This window comes from Streptomyces sp. NPDC029216, from assembly GCF_040648015.1.
Taxonomy (GTDB): domain Bacteria; phylum Actinomycetota; class Actinomycetes; order Streptomycetales; family Streptomycetaceae; genus Streptomyces.
In genome coordinates this window covers 1-19087 of the sequence record NZ_JBEZWL010000070.1, presented here as the reverse complement: position 1 = coordinate 19087, position 19087 = coordinate 1, and the positions used below count along the sequence as shown (strand labels likewise).

Genomic DNA, 19087 nt, shown 5'->3' with positions numbered 1-19087 from the left:
CGGGGCGCGCTCCCCGGGCCCGCGCACGCCCTCAGCCCATCGGGCAGCGGGCCGGCGCCGCCGGGAAGCCCGCGTCCCGGGCCTCCCACAGCTCCGGGTAGAACCGCCGGTACACCGACTCCCGCAGATGGGCCGTCCCGCTGCTGCCGCCGGTCCCGGGCCGCCCGCCGATCTGCCGCTCCACCAGCAGCGCGTGGCAGGCCCGCCACTCCGTCCACGCCTCGTCGTGGTCGACCAGCGCCTCTGCCAGCTCCGCCAGCTCGGCGAACTCCGCCGGGTCGCCGTCCAGCGGCCCCGCCGCCAGCCGCGCGTACGCCTCCCAGCGCTCCTCGCGCGTCCCGACCGCGAAGCCCGCCTTGGCCAGCAGCGCCACGAACCCCTCCCACAGCGTGGGCTCCGCCAGCCGGCCGCGCAGCCGCTCCCGCTCCTCGGGAGACAGCCCGGCGACGGCCCGCCGCCCGTACTCCCCGCGCACCCACTCGGCCCCGCACAGCCCCGCGATCTCCACGTACTGCGCCGACTGCTGCCCGCTGCTGGTGCCGAGCGCCCCCCGGAAGGCGTGGAACTCGCGCGGCGGCATCGTCCGCAGCGGGTGGATCGCGGCGATCGACGCCCGTGTGACGGACACGCAGCGCACCAGCCGGGCCCGGGCGGCCCGCGGATCGCCCTCCAGCATCCGGTCCCGGGCGTCCGCCAGGTCCCGCAGCAGCTGCCCGAACCACAGCTCCTGCACCTGGTGCACGGTGATGAACAGCAGCTCGTCGGCCACCCCGTCGGCCAGCGGCACCTGGAGCGCCAGCAGCTCCGGCAGCCTCAGGTACTCGGGGTAGGTGACGGTCGCGGTCTCAGACATCGGAGTCCTCCGGGGCGCGCAGTCCGTAGGCGGCGAACGCGTCCGTGACGCCGGGCAGGTCGAAGGCACCGACCTGGGCGCACAGCCGCAGGGTGGAACGGGAGATCGTCTGGATGCGGTCCACGCCCGCGCTGCCGCCGTAGCTGTCCGCGAGGACGGCCCCGATGCGGTCCTCGTCCAGCCCGGCCAGGCGCAGCGACACCCGCACCGGCTCCAGGTCCCAGTCGAGCGCGGCTCGGATCATCGCGGGCAGGGCGCGGGCCGCCAGGACCCGGCGCCGCCCGTCGAGCCGGGCCCACAGCTCCAGGAAGAACGCGGAGAAGAACCGGTGGTGGCGGCCCTCGTCCTTGGCGTGGTCGCGCATCAGCTCCCGCACCGTGCTCACCACGGTCGGGTCCTGCGGCACCTCGTTCAGCACGGCGGTGATCAGCGTCTCGAACACCACGGCCTGCAGCTGCCCCGCCAGCACCGGATCCTCGGGCAGCAGCCGCCGCCCGGTGTCCTGGAGCGCCGTGACGAAGCCGCCGTAGTCCACGTCCGGGACGGCGATACCGGTGACGGCGGCCACCTGGTCGGCCAGGTCCAGGCTGTAGAGGGCGTGGTAGCCCTCGTCGCAGTACACCTTGAAGGCGTCCATCCGCAGCGCGGTGGGGAAGTGCAGCCCCGAGTTGCCGTTGGCGACGGGCTCGGCCGCCCCGTTGACCACCCGGGTCTCCAGATGGGTCGTGGAGTGCAGGAACTGGTACAGGTGCCGGACCGAGATCTCCCGGACCCGCTCGGGGGCCAGCGCCTTCACCTCCGGGTGCGCCAGGTGCGGCACCAGGGCGTCGGGGAAGAAGACCCGGCCCTGTTCCGCCTCGGCGTGGAACATCCGCCGTACGCCGCCGCGTACGCCGGCGGTCTCGTACCAGCGGTCGAGGGGGCCTGGGGCCGTGCTCATGGGCGTCGTCCGTTCCGTGAAGCGGGGGAGGAGGGGGTGGGGTGCGGGCCTTCCCGCGGGGGCAGGCACAGGTGGACGGCGATCCGCCGGACCGCCTCGGCGACCAGCGGGGCCGCCACCGTGTGGCACAGCCGGAACCAGCCCGGCTCGGGCGAGCGGAAGGCGCCGCCGGGCAGGATGCTGACCTTCGCCTTCTCGAACAGCTCCCGCCACAGCAGCTCCTCGGCCCCGAAGCCGTCGCCGGGCAGCCACCGCCCGAGGTCCAGCCAGACCGAGAAACCCGCGTCGGCGGGGGCGTACGGGATCCCGTACGCGTCCAGCAGCCCGGTGAGGTGCCCGTACGAGGAGCCCAGCCGCCGCCGGCCCGCCGCCAGGAAGGAGGCGACCCACTCCGGATCGGCCAGCAGCTCCGCCAGGGTGTGCTGGGTGGCGGTGGAGACGGGCGCGAAGTACGCCAGGGCGCGCGCGGCCTCCCGTACCCGGGGGTCGCGGGTGTGCAGGACCCCGGTCTTCAGACCGGGCAGCCCGAAGTCCTTCGCGAAGCCCCACACCACGTGCGTGCGCTCGGCCCAGTCCGGGTTGACGGCCGGGTCCGCGGCGCTGGTGAAGGCCTGCCCGCCGAAGACCGCGTGGGCGTAGATCTCGTCCGACACGAGGTCCACGTCGTGCTCGCGCACCACGCGCAGCAGGCCGGCCAGTACCTCCGGCGGATGCACCTCGCCGATCGGGTTCGACGGGGAGGACAGCGCCACGGCGCGCACGGTCATCCCCTGGGCCCGGGCCTGCCGCAGCGCCCGGTCCACGGCCCCGGCCGTCAGCCGGAACCCGTCGGCGGGGTCCAGCGGCGCGGGCAGGATCCGGGCGCCGGAGCGGCCGCCCAGATCGGTGTCGAAGGCCCCGTAGTAGGGGGCGGGCACCACGATCGCCTCACCCGGGTCGCACAGGACGGACGCGATCGCGTCCAGCGCCCCGGTCGCACCGCTGATCACCACCAGGTCCTCGGCGTCCAGCGGGGTCCCGAGGACCGGGGACAGCACCCCGGCGACCCGCTCGCGCAGCAGGCCGGTGCCGTGCAGCGGCGCGTAACGGGCCGTGGCCTCGGTCATCGGGGGGAGGGCGGCCAGCCGGTCTTCGAGGAGGTCCCAGAGCAGCCGGTTCTCGGCGGTGCCCAGGTTCAGGTAGCCGTCCGGGCGGGTGAGGGCGTCGTACGGTTCGGCCTCCGCGCGGAAGTGGGCCTCGGCGATGGCGGGGGTGTCCGCGAGCAGCCGGGCGGCCTGGCGGGAGAGGGGGCGCGGGCGGGGGCGGGGGCCCATCAGAGCCTCCCGCCGTCGGAACCGGCGCCGGTGAGCAGACCCGGGTGCACCCCGAGGCCCATCGAGGCGTCGATGACGGCGCCGTGCAGCGCGGTGGAGTGCTCGCCCGCCAGCCACCGCACCTGTTCCGCGATCTCCTCGGCGGTGATCATGCGCCCCTTGGGCAGCCGCGCGGCCAGGGCGGCCCGCTCCTGCGCAGAGAGCTCGTCCAGGGTGCTCGCCCGGAACATCGTGGTGTCGACGGCGCCCGGGCAGAGGGCGAACACGTCCACGGGGGAGTGCGCCAGGTCGGCGGCGAGGTGACGGGTCAGATAGGCGAGAGCGGCCTTGCTCATCCCGTCGGCCGGGTGGAAGCCCGGGAACTGGGAGACCCCGCCGCCCACACTGGAAATGTTGATGATCTTCCCGTAGCCCCGCTCCAGCATCCCGGGGAGCACCTGCTCGGTGAGCCAGAGCGGCCCCACCGCGTTGATCTGGAAGAACGCCGACGCCTTGCCGTGCTCGGGGCCGTCCGTGTGCTGCTCGATCGTCTTCGAGCCGACGGCGGCGTTGTTCACCAGGACGTCCACCGGGCCGGGCAGCCGGTCGAGCAGCAGCTCGTGGTCCTCCCACTCGCCCTGGGCGAAGGGGAAGGCCTCCACCTTGGCGCCTCCGGTGAGGGCCGCTTCCCGCACCAGTTCCTCGGCCCGCTCCCGGCCGTTGCGGTAGGTGAACCAGACCGTCCATTCCTCCTCCCGCGCGAATCTCTCCACGCAGGCGCGGCCGATTCCGCCCGAGCCTCCGGTGATGAGCACACTTCGAGTCATCGACGTCCCCTTGAACGAGAAACCGATCGGGCCACCGCATTCCCACGTGGTCGGCACGATCGGAGCATTAGCCCCAAGTCCAGTACAAAAGAAGCCAGTTCGGATCAACGGAGCCTCGACTCCGCCTCGCGCGACGAGCCGTTCCGGCCACGGGGCGGGGTGCCGGACATGACGAACGCCCGGCCGGAGGGATCCGGCCGGGCGTAGGGGGGCGGGGGCAGCTCAGGCCAGGTCGGCCGCTTCCACTTCCTCACGGGTGATGCCGAGCAGATAGAGCACCGCGTCCAGGAACGGAACGTTCACGGCGGTGTGCGCGGCCTCGCGGACCACGGGCTTCGCGTTGAAGGCCACGCCCAGACCGGCCGCGTTCAGCATGTCCAGGTCGTTCGCACCGTCACCGATCGCCACCGTCTGCGCCAGCGGCACCCCGGCCTCGGCGGCGAAACGGCGCAGCAGCCGGGCCTTGCCCGCCCGGTCCACGATCTCACCGGTGACCTTGCCGGTCAGCTTGCCGTCGATGATCTCCAGGGTGTTGGCCTGGGCGAAGTCCAGTCCCAGCTGCTCGCGCAGATCGTCCGTGACCTGGGTGAACCCGCCCGAGACCACACCCACCTGGTAGCCCAGCGTCTTCAGCGTCCGCACCAGCGTCCGGGCGCCGGGGGTCAGCCGCACCTCGGCGCGCACCTTGTCCACCACCGACGCGTCCAGCCCCGCCAGCAGCGAGACCCGGGCGTGCAGGGACTGCTCGAAGTCCAGCTCCCCGCGCATGGCCCGCTCGGTCACCTCGGCGACCTCGGCCTCGCAGCCGGCGTGCGCGGCGAACAGCTCGATGACCTCGTCCTGGATCAGGGTCGAGTCCACGTCCATCACCACCAGCCGCTGCGCCCGGCGGTGCAGCCCGGCCGACACCACGGCCACGTCGACGCCGATCTGGGCGGCGGTGGTGGCCAGGGCGGTGCGCAGCGGCGCCGTCTCGGTACCGGAGACGGCGAACTCGACGGCCGTCACCGGATACTTCGCGAGCCGGAAGATACGGTCGATGTTGCCGCCGGTCGAGGTGATCCGGGCGGCGATGGTGGCCGTGGACTCCGCGGTGAGGGGGTGCCCGAGCACGGTGACGTGGGACCGGCCGACACCGCGCGGCCGGTTGTCACCGGTACCGGAGATGATCTCGGCCGACAGCTTCAGCGACTCGGCCCAGCTGTGGACCGTGGACCGCAGCTCGCCCTCGGCGGCGGTGGCGGGCTGGGTGACGAGGACGCACAGGACGATGCGGCCGCGGGTGACGACCTGCTCGATGTCGACGACGTCGACGGAGTAGGCGGCGAGGGTGTCCATTAGCCCGGCGGTGATCCCGGGACGGTCCTTGCCGAAGATCTTGACGAGGAGGGTGGGGACGTCGGAGGTCTGCGAAGCGCTCATGGTCCCCTCACCGTATCTTCCCGGCCCCCGGCCCGGCTCCCCGTCCCACTGTGTGAACGTGCCGGCCTCCGTCCCGGGCCGCTGCCGCTGCGCGGGGCCGGACCCCGTGGACGGCCCGCTCGGCGTGCGAGCGCCGCGGCGGGACCGCACGGCGCGGGGTGAGAAGTCCCGTATCGCACTCTCCGGGTGCCTTTCGACCCCGTCAACGGCCGGGCGTGGAAGGCCCGGATTCCACATGTGGCCGCAGGCCTGAAATAGTTCCCCCGGATGTTCGCCATCCCTAGACTCCCTGACGTCGTTCTCCCTGGACGCCAGGGGGATTCTCGGGGGACCTTAAGTGGGGCTGGAGTGCCGGAACTCGTACTGGAATTGAACGGAAGGACCTGGACGCTCGATCCGTCCAGGTCGTACTCGCTGGGGCGCGATCCCCAGGGAGACATGGTGATCGATGACGCCCGCGTGTCCTGGCGGCACGCCACCATCAGCTGGAACGGCCGGGTTTGGGCCATCGAGGACCACGGCAGCACCAACGGCACCTACGTGCACGGCGCGCGGGTCCAGCAGACGGAGCTCGTGCCCGGTACGCCGGTCCACCTGGGCAACGCGACGGACGGCCCGCGGCTGAATCCGACCGCCGGAGTGGCGGCGGCGCAGCAGCACCAGCAGCCGGCGTACCAGGCCCCGGTCGCGCAGGGCCAGGCCCCGGCGTTTCAGCCGCCGGCCCCGCAGCAGCAGCAACAGCAGCCCGCCTGGGACCAGCAGCCGCCGCAGCACCACCAGCAGCAGCACCACCAGCAGCCGCACCAGCAGCAGCCGTTCGTGCCGCAGCAGCAGGGCGGTGGCCCCGCGCAGCAGCCCGCGGCCCCCGCCTACGGCAGCGACCACCGCAGCCCGACGACGTTCCACCAGATCGCCGTCGGCCGCGTCATGCGCATCGGCCGTGCCCTGGAGAACGAGCTCGTCGTCTCGGACCTCCAGGTCTCGCGCCACCACGCGGAGTTCCGCTCCACCAACGGCCGTTTCGAGATCCACGACCTCGGCAGCCACAACGGCACGTACGTCAACGGCCAGCCCCTGCCGAAGTCCGGCAGCGCGCTGCTCGGTCCCTCCGACATCGTCGGCGTCGGCCACTCGACGTTCCGGATCGTCGGCGACCGCCTTGAGGAGTTCGTCGACACCGGTGACGTCTCCTTCTCGGCCCGCCACCTCACGGTCACGGTCGACGGCGGCAAGCAGATCCTCAAGGACGTCACCTTCGGCGTCCCGGAGAAGTCGCTGATCGGCGTCATCGGCCCCTCCGGTTCCGGCAAGTCGACGCTCCTGAAGGCGCTGACCGGCTACCGGCCCGCCGACCAGGGTGACGTCCTCTACGACAACCGCAACCTGTACAAGCAGTTCGCGGAGCTCCGCCAGCGCATCGGCCTGGTCCCGCAGGACGACATCCTGCACAAGGAGCTGAAGGTCAGCACCGCCCTGAAGTACGCGGCCAAGCTCCGCTTCCCCGGCGACACCGCCGAGGCCGAGCGCGCCGCCCGTATCGACGAGGTGCTGCGCGAGCTCAAGCTCGACATCCACAAGGACAAGAAGATCACCTCGCTCTCGGGCGGCCAGCGCAAGCGCGTGTCCGTGGCCCTGGAGCTGCTGACCAAGCCGTCGCTGATCTTCCTGGACGAGCCCACCTCCGGCCTCGACCCGGGCATGGACCGCGACGTCATGCAGCTGCTGCGCGGGCTCGCCGACGACGGCCGCACGGTCCTCGTCGTCACCCACTCCGTCGCCGAGCTCGCGCTCTGCGACAAGCTGCTGGTCATGGCCCCGGGCGGGTCCGTCGCCTACTTCGGCCCGCCGGACGAGGCGCTGAACTTCTTCGGCTACACCACCTGGGCCGACGTGTTCTCCGCCTTCGAGAACTACCGCGACTACGACTGGGCCGGCCGCTGGAAGGGCTCGCAGCACTACCAGCTGTACGCCGCCGACCTCGACGCCGTCGCCCCGCAGCAGGTCGCGATGCCGCCGCAGCAGATGAACCCGCCGAAGCCGCAGGCCTGGGGCTCGCAGCTGTGGACGCTGATGCGCCGCTACGTCTCGGTGATCGCCTCCGACAAGGGCTTCCTCGCCCTGATGGTGCTGCTGCCGGCGGTCCTGGGCATCGTGTCCACGGTGATCCCCGCGAAGTTCGGCCTGGCCCCGCCGACCCCGCCGTCCCGCTTCAACGGCGACGCGGGCACGATCACCCTGATCCTCGCGGTCGGCATGTGCTTCTCGGGCGCGGCCAACTCGGTCCGTGAGCTGATCAAGGAACGCGTCATCTACGAGCGGGAGCGCGCGACCGGCCTGTCCCGGTCGGCGTACCTCATGTCGAAGGTGATCGTCCTCAGTGTGATCACGGTCATCCAGGGCGCGATCATCTGCGCCATCGCCTTCACCCCGCGCAAGCTGCCGGCCGAGGGCCTGTTCATGAACCCGGCCGTCGAGCTCTGCGTCTCGGTCACCGCGCTCGGCATCACCGCGATGATGTTCGGCCTGGTGATCTCCTCGCTGGTGAAGACCGCCGAGAAGACCATGCCGCTGCTCGTGATGTTCGCGATCGTGCAGGTCGTCTTCACCGGCATCCTGTTCCAGCTGTACGACAAGGTCGGCCTGGAGCAGTTCGCCTACCTGATGCCCTCCCGCTGGGCCGTCGGCGCCGCCGGCACCACCCTGAACCTGGGCAAGCTCATGGCGCCGTGGGACCCGCAGAACCCCACCAACACCGACCCGCTGTGGGACCACACCACCGGCCAGTGGTTCGTGGACGTCTTCGTCCTGCTGCTGCAGGCCGTGATCTGCGGCTTCGTGGTGGCCCGACTGCTGCGACGCCACGAGCCCGAGGTCATGCGCAAGTAGCGGCTCGCGGCCAGGCACGCGAAACGCCTCAGGGCGGCACCCGGATCACTCCGGGGGCCGCCCTGAGGCGCATGGGGGTCCTGCGGGTCGCCCGCTGAGGCGTGGGGCCTTAGTAGGCGCTGTTCACGTTGTCCATCGAGCCGTAGCGGTCGGCGGCGTAGTTGCACGCGGCGACGATGTTCGCGACCGGGTCGTACAGGTCGAACTTCGTGCCCTTGACGTGGTACGTGTTGAAGGTCGGCTGGATGACCTGCAGCAGACCCTTCGAGGGGATGCCGTTCTTGGCGTTGATGTCCCACAGGTTGATCGCGCGGGGGTTGCCGCTGGACTCGCGCATGATGTTGCGGTGGATGCCGGCGTAGGTGCCGGGTATGCCCTCGCGCTTCATGATGAAGAGGGCTTCCTTGATCCAGCCGTCGAGGTTGTTCGCGAAGACGGGGGTGCGGGCCGCGGAGCGGCTGGCCGCCTCCTTCGCCTCGCGGTCCTTCTTCGCCTGCGCCTCGGCCTGGGCCTTCGCCGCGTCCTTGGCCTTCTGGTCCGCTACGGCGTGCTGGGCGCCGAGGTTCTGCTGGATCGACTGGGTCCACGCCACGGGGGCGGTGGCCACGGCCTGCGTCTCCTGCGTGCCGGGACCGGCCGGGACGACGGAGAAGGCGAGCGCGGCGGCACCGAGGGTGGCGACACCGGCGATCGACAGCTTGTACGCCTTCGTCAGACGACTGTGACCGGGAGTGCTGGAAGCAGACATGCGGGGCAACCTCTTCGAATAGCGGGGGCCGCAGGAAGACGCCGGGAGGATCCGGGATCCCTCGGCGCCTTGCGACGGCTGCCATTCTTAGCGGCGGCAAAATCCTGTGGCAAAGGTGTGACATACGATCCCGCTTAGTGGATCAGGGGCCTTGGGGCCGTCGGGACTTTCGGCCCGGAGACCAGCCGGGGCAGCACTGACAACGCCTTTACGCGTCCACTATGCGGCCTCGTAAGTGATGTGCGTCCTATGCCCGGGCTCACATCGGACCTGTAACAATCTCACCCGGAGTTGCGGAAGCAATCCCCTCCGTGACCGGCCTCCGCCTCCGGGAGGCCACCGGGCCCGAAGACCTACGACCGATGCCCGATTCCGCAGGTCAGGGCCGCCGGTACGGTGACCCCATGGACAACGGACCCTGCACCGGGCTGGCGGCCGTCAGCACCGCCCTGCTCGCCATGAGCCGCAGGCTGGAGGTCCAGGACGTCCTGCGCACCATCGTCGTCTCGGCCCGCGAGCTGCTCGACGCCGAGTACGCGGCCCTGGGCGTCCCCGACGACCACGGGGGCTTCGCCCAGTTCGTCGTCGACGGCATCACCGAGGACCAGTGGCGCCGCATCGGCCCCCTGCCCCGCCAGCACGGCATCCTCGCCGCGATGCTCCACCAGGACGCCCCCCAGCGGCTGGCCGACGTACGCCAGGACCCCCGCTTCGAGGGCTGGCCCGCCGCCCACCCCGAGATGTCCGACTTCCTGGGCCTGCCCGTCCGCGACGGCGAGGAGATCCTCGGCGCCCTCTTCCTCGCCAACAAGAGGAAAGCCCCCGGCGCAGAACACAGCCGCGGGCACGGCTTCACCGACGAGGACGAGGAACTCCTCTCCCTCCTCGCCCAGCACGCCGCCATCGCCCTCACCAACGCCCGCCTCTACGAGCGCAGCCGCGAGCTGACCATCGCCGAGGAGCGCTCCCGCCTCGCCCACGAGCTGCACGACGCCGTCAGCCAGAAGCTGTTCTCCCTGCGCCTGACCGCCCAGGCCGCCGCCGCCCTCGTCGACCGCGACCCGGCCCGCGCCAAGGGCGAGCTCCAGCAGGTCGCCGTCCTCGCCGCCGAGGCCGCCGACGAGCTGCGCGCCGCCGTGACCGAGCTGCGCCCGGCCGCCCTCGACGAGGACGGTCTCGTCGCGACCCTGCGCAACCACGTCCGCGTCCTGGACCGCGCCCACACCGCCCGCGTCACCTTCACCTGTGACGGCGTACGGGCCCTGCCCGCGGCCCAGGAGGAGGCACTGCTGCGCGTCGCCCAGGAGGCCCTCCACAACGCCCTGCGCCACTCCGCGGCGGACCGCGTCGAGGTCACCCTCGCCCGCGCGCCCGGCGGCGGGGCCGTCCTGCGCGTACGGGACTGGGGGAAGGGCTTCTCCCCTTCCACCGTCCGCAAGGCCGGCCGCCACCTGGGCCTGGTCTCCATGCGCGACCGCGCCGCCGGCGCCGGCGGACGGCTGGAGGTCCGTTCCGAGCCCGGAGCGGGCACCACGATCGAGATGGAGGTCCCCGGTGGCTGACACCCCCGGCCGCAGCAGCATCCGAGTACTGCTGGTCGACGACCACCAGGTGGTCCGGCGCGGCCTGCGCACCTTCCTGGAGGTCCAGGAGGACATCGAGGTCGTCGGCGAGGCCGCCGACGGCGCGGAGGGCACCGCCCGCGCCGAGGAGCTGCGGCCCGACGTGATCCTGATGGACGTCACGATGCCGGGCACCGACGGCATCGAGGCCCTGCGCCGGCTGCGGGACCTCGCCAACCCCGCGCGGGTCCTGATCGTCACCAGCTTCACGGAACAGCGGACCGTGGTCCCCGCCCTGCGGGCCGGCGCCGCCGGATACCTCTACAAGGACATCGACCCCGACGCCCTGGCCGGCGCCATCCGCTCCGTCCACGCCGGACACGTCCTGCTCCAGCCCGAAGTGGCCGAGGCCCTGCTCGCGGCCCAGGACGACCAGAGCGGCCCCACCGGCCGCCAGGGCTCCCTGACCGACCGCGAACGCGAGGTCCTCGGCCTGATCGCGGACGGCCGCTCCAACCGGGAGATCGCCCGGGCCCTCGTCCTGTCCGAGAAGACCGTGAAGACGCACGTCTCGAACATCCTGATGAAACTGGACCTCTCCGACCGCACCCAGGCCGCCCTGTGGGCGGTCAGGCACGGAATCGCCGGGTAACGGTCCGGTCTGAGATTCATACGGTCGGGTGTATGTCGCCCACATGGCGTATCCCGGCCGGGGAAGAGGGCGTTCTCCATGGCGTGCCGCGGCGGCTGGCCGCGGCAGACGCACTGGAGGACGAGAAGTGAAGAACTACAAGAAGGCCGCAGCCGTCACCATGATCGCGGGCGGGCTCATCGCCGCCGGCGCGGGTGTCTCCTCGGCGCACGGCGGTGCGTCCGCGGAGGGCGAGGCCCTGAACTCGCCCGGCGTGGTCTCCGGGAACCTGGTCCAGGTCCCCGTGCACGTCCCCGTGAACGTGGTCGGCAACACCGTCAATGTGATCGGCCTGCTCAACGGCGCCTGGGGCAACACGGGCGTCAACAGCTGACCCCACCCCCCCATGACCTGCGGCCCCGCCTTCCCCCCTCTCCCCGGGAAAGCGGGGCCGCGGCGTCGACCCGAACGAGGGAACCCCTACCGGTCACCCTCCAGCGGAGCGTTGTACGCCGCCACCAGCGCCCGCCGGGCGACCCGCTCCACCGGCCGCAGCGCCTCCGCCCGCGCCGCCATCTCCGAGGCCGCCACCGCGCCCCCGTGCCCCCGCTCGTACGCCAGCGACACCAACAGGTCCACCCGCTGCGCCAGCGCCAGCACCCGCACCGCCCGCGCCGGATACCCCGGAGCCAGCACGTCCCGGCCCGCCTCCGCACGAGCCCGGTACGCCGACAGCGCCGCCTCGGCCACCGGCCCCGACCCGGCCACGTCCAGCCGCGTCAGCACCACCGTCGCCTCACGCAGCGCCTCCGCCAGCTCCCGCTCCGCCTCGCCCAGCGACGGCACGTCCGCCGGCGGTGCCTCCCGCACCGGCAGGCACCGCCACACCACCGCGACGTGCACGTCACCCGCCGGACCCGCCTCCGTGACCTCCGGCACCAGCCCCAGCGCGGCCCCCGCGCACACCACCGCCTCCTCGGCCTCCAGCGCCGCCGCGTTGAACTCCGGCGGCCCGCTCAGCCCCAGCGGATGCCCCGGCGCCGGCAACGCCACCCGCAGCCCCGACACCCCCAGCGCCCGCAGCCGCCCCAGCGCCAGCGTGAGCCCCACCGGACCCGCCTCACCCGGCAGCCCCGCCACGCGGTGCACGGCGTCCTCGCCCACGATCGACGACGCGGCCTCGTCGGGCGAGACATGACCGGCCAGCAGCGCGTTCCCCCAGGCGGCCAGCCGCCCTGAACGTGGTTCGAAAAGCATCCCCCCACTCTACGGATCCGGCCCCGTGCCGGGCCTGGCGCCCGGACCCCTCCCCGAGTGGCGTAGGTTTTCCCCTGGGGTTTTCCCCTGGGGCTGCGCCTGCCGGCGCACAGAGAACCGTGACTGCAAGGGGTGACAACACGCTCATGAGCGATGTTCTGGAGCTGGTGGACGTATCCGTGGTCCGCGAGGGCCGGGCTCTGGTGGACCAGGTCTCCTGGTCGGTGAAGGAGGGGGAGCGCTGGGTGATCCTCGGCCCCAACGGCGCCGGCAAGACCACGCTGCTGAACCTCGCCTCCAGCTACCTCTTCCCCACCAAGGGCTCCGCCACCATCCTCGGCAGCACCCTCGGCAAGCCCGGCAGCGACGTCTTCGAGCTGCGCCCGCGCATCGGCGTCGCCGGCATCGCGCTCGCCGACAAGCTCCCCAAGCGGCAGACCGTCCTGCAGACCGTGCTCACCGCCGCCTACGGCATGACCGCGACCTGGCAGGAGGAGTACGAGGAGGTCGACGAGCAGCGCGCCCGCGCCTTCCTCGACCGCCTGGGCATGTCCGACTACCTCGACCGCAAGTTCGGCACCCTCTCCGAGGGCGAGCGCAAGCGCACCCTGATCGCCCGCGCCCTGATGACCGACCCCGAGCTCCTCCTGCTCGACGAGCCCGCCGCCGGCCTCGACCTCGGCGGCCGCGAGGACCTCGTCCGCCGCCTCGGCCGCCTCGCCCGCGACCCCATGGCCCCGTCCATGGTCATGGTCACGCACCACGTCGAGGAGATCGCCCCCGGCTTCACGCACGTCCTGATGATCCGGCAGGGCAAGGTCGTCAGCGCCGGCCCCATCGACCTGGAACTGACCTCGCGCAACCTCTCCCTCTGCTTCGGGCTCCCGCTCGTCGTCGAGCGCAACGAGCACGACCGCTGGACCGCCCAGGGCCTGCCCCTGCGCTAGCAGCAAGCGGACCCCGGCGCCCGGAGGACGGCCGTCGCGCCCTGTCCAGGCCGCGCCCACCCGACCTACCATGACCATGTGGACATCGACGCATGGGTGTGGTGGCTCATCGGCGCGGTCGGACTGGGCATCCCCCTCGTCCTCACCGCGATGCCGGAGTTCGGCATGTTCGCCGTCGGCGCCGTCGCCGCCGCCGTCACGGCGGCCCTCGGCGCCGGAGCGGTGAGCCAGGTCCTGGTCTTCGTCATCGTGTCGGTCGCGCTGATCGCCGTCGTCCGGCCGATCGCCAACCGGCACCGCGACCAGCGGCCCCAACACCGCACCGGCATCGAGGCGTTGAAGGGCAGAACCGCCGTCGTACTCGAACGGGTCGACGGCAGCGGCGGCCGCATCAAGCTCGCCGGCGAGGTCTGGTCCGCCCGCACCCTCGACACGCACAGCAGTTTCGAACCCGGCCAGTCCGTCGACGTCGTGGACATCGACGGAGCGACCGCGGTCGTCATGTGAGCAAGCAGCCCACCCGCGGCCCCGGGGTCTGCGAGACTCCGCTCAACGGGGCAGCACAGACAGCCGGAAGGGCACGGGGAACCGCATGCAACCGATCATCATCGTCCTGATCATCCTGGTGGTACTGGTCTTCATCGCCCTGGTCAAGACGATCCAGGTGATCCCGCAGGCCAGCGCCGCCATCGTCGAACGGTTCGGCCGCTACACCCGCACCCTCAACGCGGGCCTCAACATCGTCGTCCCGTTCATCGACTCCATCCGCAACCGGATCGACCTCCGCGAACAGGTCGTCCCCTTCCCGCCGCAGCCGGTCATCACCCAGGACAACCTGGTCGTCAACATCGACACCGTCATCTACTACCAGGTGACCGACGCCCGCGCCGCGACCTACGAAGTGGCCAGCTACATCCAGGCCATCGAACAGCTCACCGTCACCACGCTGCGCAACATCATCGGCGGCATGGACCTGGAGCGGACCCTCACCTCCCGCGAGGAGATCAACGCCGCCCTCCGCGGAGTCCTCGACGAGGCCACCGGCAAGTGGGGCATCCGCGTCAACCGCGTCGAGCTCAAGGCCATCGAGCCGCCGACCTCCATCCAGGACTCGATGGAGAAGCAGATGCGCGCCGACCGCGACAAGCGCGCCGCCATCCTCCAGGCCGAGGGCGTCCGGCAGTCGGAGATCCTGCGCGCCGAGGGTGAGAAGCAGTCCTCCATCCTGCGCGCCGAGGGCGAGGCCAAGGCCGCCGCCCTCAAGGCCGAGGGCGAGGCCCAGGCCATCCGCACGGTCTTCGAGTCCATCCACGCCGGCGACGCCGACCAGAAGCTCCTCGCCTACCAGTACCTCCAGATGCTCCCGAAGATCGCCGAGGGCGACGCCAACAAGCTCTGGATCGTGCCCAGCGAGATCGGGGACGCGCTCAAGGGCCTCTCGGGCGCCATGGGCAACTTCGGCCCCCTGGGCGGCGGTTCGACCGGCTTCAACCCGCAGAACCCCGGCAAGGGAGCCCCCGAGACCGGCACCGGACCGGAGCGCCGGGAACAGCCCCCCATCGACTGACGCCGCCCCCCTTCGTGCATGATCGGTGAGGCCCCTCGACCTTCATGGCGGGGAGGCGACTCACTCACGCAAAGGGGATGGCTCCGTCCATGTCCATGTCCATGACCATCTGGGAATCACTCGCGGTCTTCGCCGCCGGAATCGGCGCAGGCACCATCAACACCATCGTCGGTTCCGGCACCCTGATCACCTTCCCGGTGCTCCTCGCCACCGGCCTGCCACCGGTGACCGCCAACGTCTCCAACACCCTCGGCCTGGTGCCCGGATCCCTCAGCGGGGCCATCGGCTACCGCAAGGAGCTCCGGGGACAGCGCGGCCGCATCCTGCGGCTCGGCGCCGTCTCCCTCGTCGGCGGGCTCGCCGGAGCCGTCCTGCTCCTGACCCTGCCGTCGGACTCCTTCGACACGATCGTGCCCGTCCTCATCGGCCTGGCCCTCGTCCTCGTCGTCCTCCAGCCGAAGCTCGCCGCGGCCCTGCGCCGCCGCCAGGAAGCCGCCGGAGGGGACAGCGGCCACCCCGACGGCGGCCCGGCCCTGCTCACCGGCATGCTCCTGTCCAGCGCGTACGGGGGCTACTTCGGCGCCGCCCAGGGCGTCCTCTACCTCGGCCTCATGGGGCTGCTGCTCCACGAGGACCTGCAACGGATCAACGCCGTCAAGAACGTGCTCGCCGCGCTCGTCAACGGCATCGCGGCCGTCTTCTTCCTCTTCGTCGCCGAGTTCGACTGGACGGCCGTCCTCCTCATCGCCGTCGGCTCCACCATCGGCGGCCAGATCGGCGCCAAGGTCGGACGCCGGCTGCCCCCGACCGTCCTGCGCGGCGTCATCGTGACCGTCGGGATCGTGGCCATCGTCCAACTGCTGCTCCGCTGAAGGACGTAGAAGAAATACGTCGCCCCGCGCGCGGCGCACAGCGGCGGGCGGGGCGAACGGGGCCTACGGGACGGGCGGAACTCAGGCGGAGCGCGCCAGCCACTCCGGCAGCTCCTCCTGCACGCCCACCCCCAGCGCGAGCAGCATCGCGTCCCCGGGCGACGGCACGAACGGCTTCCGCAGCAGCGGCATCCCCGCCTCCTCCGGAGTCCGCGCCGCCTTCCGGTGGTTGTCCTCGGCGCAGGACGCCACCGTGTTCAACCAGGTGTCCCCGCCCCCCTGAGCCCTCGGCAGCACGTGGTCCACGGTCGTCGCGCGCTTCCCGCAGTACGCGCACCGGTGCTGGTCCCGGACCAGCACCCCCCGCCGCGACCAGGGAGCATGTCTTCGGAAGGGCACCCGGACATACCGGCAGAGCCTGATGACCCGGGGCATCGGAAGGTCCAGGGTGGCCCCACGCACACGCAGTTCGGGATGTGACTGCTCGACCACGGCCTTGTCCTGGAGCACCAGAACGACGGCGCGGTTCAGCGACACCGTCGACAGCGGCTCGAAGCTCGCGTTCAGTACCAGCGTGTCCCGCATCTCGCCCACCTCCCGTGTGCAGGCCCGCGACCACCCTGGCGGCAAGGCCCGCAACCACTCTGGCCGCGCGCGCCACGCGGGACAACGCAATAAAAATGCCCGGCCCCGGCCTCCTTTAGACCAGGACCGGGCAAACGCCGGGAGAACGCTCAGCCCGCCGGCGCCTCGTACTCACCGATCAGCTGCGCCCGCCCCAGCGTGTGGAAGCGGAGGTGGAAACCGACCGCGGCGCAGGACGCGTCCGCGTCCGGACCGAGCTTCTCCCGGTCCACCGCGTACACGGTGAACACGTAGCGGTGCCGCTCCCCGGCCGGCGGAGCCGCCCCGCCGAAGTCCTTCGTCCCGTAGTCGTTGCGCACGTGCACCGCCCCGGCCGGCAGCCCCTCGAACTTCCCGCTGCCCGCACCCGCCGGCAGCTCGGTGACCGAGGCCGGGAGGTCGAAGAGCACCCAGTGCCAGAACCCGCTGCCCGTCGGCGCGTCCGGGTCGAAGCAGGTCACCGCGAAGCTCTTCGTCCCCTCCGGGAAACCCTCCCAGCGCAGCTGCGGGGAGACGTTCCCGCCCGACAGGACCTGCCCGTCACCCAGGTCGGCACCCGGCGCGATATCCGCACTGGTCACCGTGAAAGCGGGCACCTCGGGGTGGAAGGCGTGGGGAAGAGGAGCCCTGTTCCGCTCGGTCACTGCTGTACTCCTTGATCGAAGAAGTCCTACAGGGCCGAGACTAGAACCAGTTGCGCTGCGAACCGACCGAGGCGATCCACTGGTTCAGGTACGCCGCCCAGTCGGTCCCCTCGTACGAGTGCAGACCGACCTGGAAGCAGCGGTAGGTGTCGCTGCCCTCGCTGAACAGACCCGGCTTCTTGTCCATCTCCAGCACGACGTCCATCTCGCGCCCGTCCGAGACGAAGGTCAGCTCCACCTGGTTCAGCCCCCGGTACTGCGACGGCGGCAGGAACTCGATCTCCTGGTAGAAGGGCAGCGTCTGCCGCGTGCCGCGGATGTGCCCGCGCTCCATGTCCGCGCTGCGGAAACTGAAGCCCAGCTGCCGGAACGCGTCCAGGATCGCCTGCTGCGCAGGCACCGGGTGCACGTTGATCGGGTCCAGGTCACCCGCGTCCACCGCGCGCGCGATCTCCAGCTCCGTGCTCACCCCGATGTTCATCCCGTGCAGGGGGTGACCCTCGAAGTGGGTGATCGGCGTCTCCGCCGGGATGTCCAGGGCGAACGGCACCACGTGCAGGGCGTTCGGCTGCACCTTGAACGCACCGCCGAGGCGCTGCTTGGTGAAGACGATGTCCTGCTTGTACTCCTGGTCGCCGCCCTCCACCTCCACCCGCGCCTGCAGCCCGACCGACAGCCCCTCGATCTGCTGCTCCACGGACCCGCCCTGGATCCGCACCTCGCCCTGGACGATCCCGCCCGGAACCACGTTCGGCTCGGTGATGACCGTGTCGACCGAAGCGCCACCGGCCCCCAGGCTCGCGAGCAGCTTCCTGAACCCCATGTCTGTCTCCCCTATACGGATACGCATCCAAGGACGCGGCGACCGGACCGACCGTCCGGCCCGCCGTACCCCTTACCACTGCGGAACCTTAGGCCCCGGTTGCACCGGCGCGTGTTCCACTACGCTCGGCCGGATGAGCGCGCGCCCCGACCGTACGCCCCTGCCCCGGTCCTTCTTCGACCGCCCGGTCCTCACCGTGGCCCCCGACCTCCTCGGCCGCATCCTCGTCCGCCGTACCCCGGACGGCCCGATGGAACTGCGCATCACGGAGGTGGAGGCGTACGAGGGCGAGGCCGACCCTGGCTCCCACGCCTACCGCGGCCGCACCGCCCGCAACGCGTCGATGTTCGGCCCGCCCGGACACGCGTACGTCTACTTCATCTACGGCATGTGGTTCAGCCTCAACCTGGTGTGCGGCCCCCCGGGCCACGCGAGCGGAGTGCTGCTGCGCGCGGGGGAGGTGACGGCGGGCGCCGACCTGGCCGCCAAACGTCGACTTACGGCCAGAAACCCGAGAGAACTGGCCAAGGGCCCGGCCCGCCTGGCCACGGCCCTGGACGTGGACCGTTCCCTCGACGGCGCCGACCTCTGCGCGGGCCCCGACTCCCCCCTGTCCCTCCTGGCGGGCACCCCCACCCCTCCCGACCAGGTGGGCAACGGCCCGCGCACGGGAGTCAGCGGTGCCGGCGCGGCCCACCCGTACCGCTACTGGATCACCGGCGACCCGACCGTCAGCCCGTACCGGGCCCACGCGCCGCGCCGCCGCGCAACTTGACTCGATCTTTGGGGACGCCTAACGTAGCCCGAGCCGCTGGAACGGGGCGCTGCCATCGCAGACCCCGCGGGAGCGGCAAACCCACTACCTACGACGTGCCCCTGGCGGGGTCGATTTCGGCGTGCCCGAATTCGAATCCGACGGCTCGATTATGAGTTGCAGGGAATGCGCGCTAATGTGGTGGAGCGCCGAAAGGCAAAGGCCCCCAACGGCCACCGAATTCAAATCCAAGTCGGAAACGACGCGGAAATGATCTGGTAGAGTTGGAAACGAAGGAAGCGCCCGGAGGGCCTGGAAACAGGAACAAAGGAAGCGTCCGTTACTTGAGAACTCAACAGCGTGCCAAAAATCAACGCCAGAAGTTGATACCCCGTCCACTCCGGTGGATGAGGTTCCTTTGAAAAAGACCTGTCGGGC

General features: G+C 71.5%; 20 protein-coding genes. 9 read left to right on the top strand and 11 right to left on the bottom strand.

What is annotated here, in order from left to right; genetic code table 11:
- Nucleotides 1–31: 31 nt before the first annotated feature.
- The 5 genes from AB0F18_RS23745 to serB all read right to left on the bottom strand — a co-directional run bounded on the left by AB0F18_RS23745 (nt 32) and on the right by serB (nt 5334).
- Entirely contained in the window at nt 32–853 is an 822-nt protein-coding gene (locus AB0F18_RS23745; RefSeq protein ID WP_362063826.1) for a tryptophan 2,3-dioxygenase family protein, read from the bottom strand.
- Nucleotides 846–1793 carry a diiron oxygenase gene (locus tag AB0F18_RS23740; RefSeq protein ID WP_362063824.1) on the bottom strand — a complete coding sequence of 316 codons (948 nt, stop codon included), beginning with the start codon at nt 1791–1793 and terminating at the stop codon, nt 846–848. Before AB0F18_RS23740 ends, AB0F18_RS23745 begins: the two co-directional genes overlap by 8 nt.
- Entirely contained in the window at nt 1790–3106 is a 1317-nt protein-coding gene (locus AB0F18_RS23735; RefSeq protein WP_362063822.1) for an aminotransferase class I/II-fold pyridoxal phosphate-dependent enzyme, read from the bottom strand. The genes AB0F18_RS23740 and AB0F18_RS23735 overlap by 4 nt, the downstream gene beginning before the upstream one ends.
- Nucleotides 3106–3912 carry an SDR family oxidoreductase gene (locus AB0F18_RS23730; protein ID WP_362063820.1) on the bottom strand — a complete coding sequence of 269 codons (807 nt, stop codon included), beginning with the start codon at nt 3910–3912 and terminating at the stop codon, nt 3106–3108. The genes AB0F18_RS23735 and AB0F18_RS23730 overlap by 1 nt, the downstream gene beginning before the upstream one ends.
- A gap of 222 nt (nt 3913–4134) precedes the next feature.
- Complete coding sequence (serB, locus tag AB0F18_RS23725; protein ID WP_362063818.1) at nt 4135–5334, bottom strand: phosphoserine phosphatase SerB; 1200 nt, start codon at nt 5332–5334, stop codon at nt 4135–4137.
- Nucleotides 5335–5682: 348 nt separating this feature from the next.
- Here serB and AB0F18_RS23720 point away from each other — a divergent pair, with 348 nt between their 5' ends.
- Nucleotides 5683–8220, top strand: a complete 2538-nt coding sequence (locus AB0F18_RS23720; RefSeq protein ID WP_362063816.1) for an FHA domain-containing protein — start codon at nt 5683–5685, stop codon at nt 8218–8220.
- A 109-nt stretch (nt 8221–8329) separates the two neighbouring features.
- On the opposite strand, the gene AB0F18_RS23715 is transcribed toward AB0F18_RS23720, so the two are convergent.
- Nucleotides 8330–8968 carry a transglycosylase SLT domain-containing protein gene (locus AB0F18_RS23715; RefSeq protein ID WP_362063814.1) on the bottom strand — a complete coding sequence of 213 codons (639 nt, stop codon included), beginning with the start codon at nt 8966–8968 and terminating at the stop codon, nt 8330–8332.
- 404 nt (nt 8969–9372) lie between these two features.
- Here AB0F18_RS23715 and AB0F18_RS23710 point away from each other — a divergent pair, with 404 nt between their 5' ends.
- From AB0F18_RS23710 to AB0F18_RS23700, 3 genes are all read left to right on the top strand, one after another.
- The gene (locus tag AB0F18_RS23710; protein WP_362063812.1) at nt 9373–10530 is read left to right on the top strand and encodes a GAF domain-containing sensor histidine kinase; all 1158 of its coding nucleotides are present in this window, start codon (nt 9373–9375) and stop codon (nt 10528–10530) included.
- On the top strand, nt 10523–11182 hold the full coding sequence (locus tag AB0F18_RS23705; RefSeq protein ID WP_362063810.1) for a response regulator transcription factor: 660 nt from the start codon (nt 10523–10525) through the stop codon (nt 11180–11182). Before AB0F18_RS23710 ends, AB0F18_RS23705 begins: the two co-directional genes overlap by 8 nt.
- Nucleotides 11183–11309: 127 nt before the next feature.
- Nucleotides 11310–11555 (top strand): chaplin family protein, encoded by a 246-nt coding sequence (locus AB0F18_RS23700; RefSeq protein WP_362063808.1) that lies wholly within the window; start codon nt 11310–11312, stop codon nt 11553–11555.
- Nucleotides 11556–11641: 86 nt separating this feature from the next.
- Here AB0F18_RS23700 and AB0F18_RS23695 read toward each other — a convergent pair whose 3' ends face one another.
- Complete coding sequence (locus AB0F18_RS23695) at nt 11642–12418, bottom strand: hypothetical protein (RefSeq protein ID WP_362063806.1); 777 nt, start codon at nt 12416–12418, stop codon at nt 11642–11644.
- Nucleotides 12419–12564: 146 nt separating this feature from the next.
- Here AB0F18_RS23695 and AB0F18_RS23690 point away from each other — a divergent pair, with 146 nt between their 5' ends.
- The 4 genes from AB0F18_RS23690 to AB0F18_RS23675 all read left to right on the top strand — a co-directional run bounded on the left by AB0F18_RS23690 (nt 12565) and on the right by AB0F18_RS23675 (nt 15804).
- Complete coding sequence (locus tag AB0F18_RS23690) at nt 12565–13365, top strand: ABC transporter ATP-binding protein (protein WP_362063804.1); 801 nt, start codon at nt 12565–12567, stop codon at nt 13363–13365.
- 78 nt (nt 13366–13443) lie between these two features.
- Entirely contained in the window at nt 13444–13872 is a 429-nt protein-coding gene (locus AB0F18_RS23685; protein WP_362063802.1) for an NfeD family protein, read from the top strand.
- A gap of 85 nt (nt 13873–13957) precedes the next feature.
- Nucleotides 13958–14932 (top strand): SPFH domain-containing protein, encoded by a 975-nt coding sequence (locus tag AB0F18_RS23680; protein WP_362063800.1) that lies wholly within the window; start codon nt 13958–13960, stop codon nt 14930–14932.
- 101 nt (nt 14933–15033) lie between these two features.
- The gene (locus AB0F18_RS23675) at nt 15034–15804 is read left to right on the top strand and encodes a sulfite exporter TauE/SafE family protein (protein WP_362063867.1); all 771 of its coding nucleotides are present in this window, start codon (nt 15034–15036) and stop codon (nt 15802–15804) included.
- Nucleotides 15805–15885: 81 nt separating this feature from the next.
- Here the strand turns inward: AB0F18_RS23675 and AB0F18_RS23670 are convergent, their stop codons facing one another.
- The 3 genes from AB0F18_RS23670 to AB0F18_RS23660 form a co-directional block, all read right to left on the bottom strand.
- A complete protein-coding gene (locus AB0F18_RS23670; RefSeq protein ID WP_362063798.1) occupies nt 15886–16389 on the bottom strand; it encodes an HNH endonuclease in 504 nt (167 codons plus the stop codon).
- A gap of 149 nt (nt 16390–16538) precedes the next feature.
- Entirely contained in the window at nt 16539–17072 is a 534-nt protein-coding gene (locus AB0F18_RS23665; RefSeq protein WP_362063796.1) for a YbhB/YbcL family Raf kinase inhibitor-like protein, read from the bottom strand.
- Nucleotides 17073–17112: 40 nt separating this feature from the next.
- Nucleotides 17113–17895: a sporulation protein gene (locus AB0F18_RS23660; protein ID WP_362063794.1), complete on the bottom strand. Its 783-nt coding sequence runs from the start codon at nt 17893–17895 to the stop codon at nt 17113–17115.
- Between the two features lie 133 nt (nt 17896–18028).
- On the opposite strand from AB0F18_RS23660, the gene AB0F18_RS23655 reads away from it, so the two are divergent.
- Entirely contained in the window at nt 18029–18670 is a 642-nt protein-coding gene (locus AB0F18_RS23655) for a DNA-3-methyladenine glycosylase (protein ID WP_362063792.1), read from the top strand.
- A gap of 221 nt (nt 18671–18891) precedes the next feature.
- Here the strand turns inward: AB0F18_RS23655 and AB0F18_RS23650 are convergent.
- Nucleotides 18892–19087, bottom strand: a 196-nt coding sequence (locus tag AB0F18_RS23650; RefSeq protein WP_362063790.1) for a hypothetical protein, incomplete at its 5' end; no start/stop codon positions are given.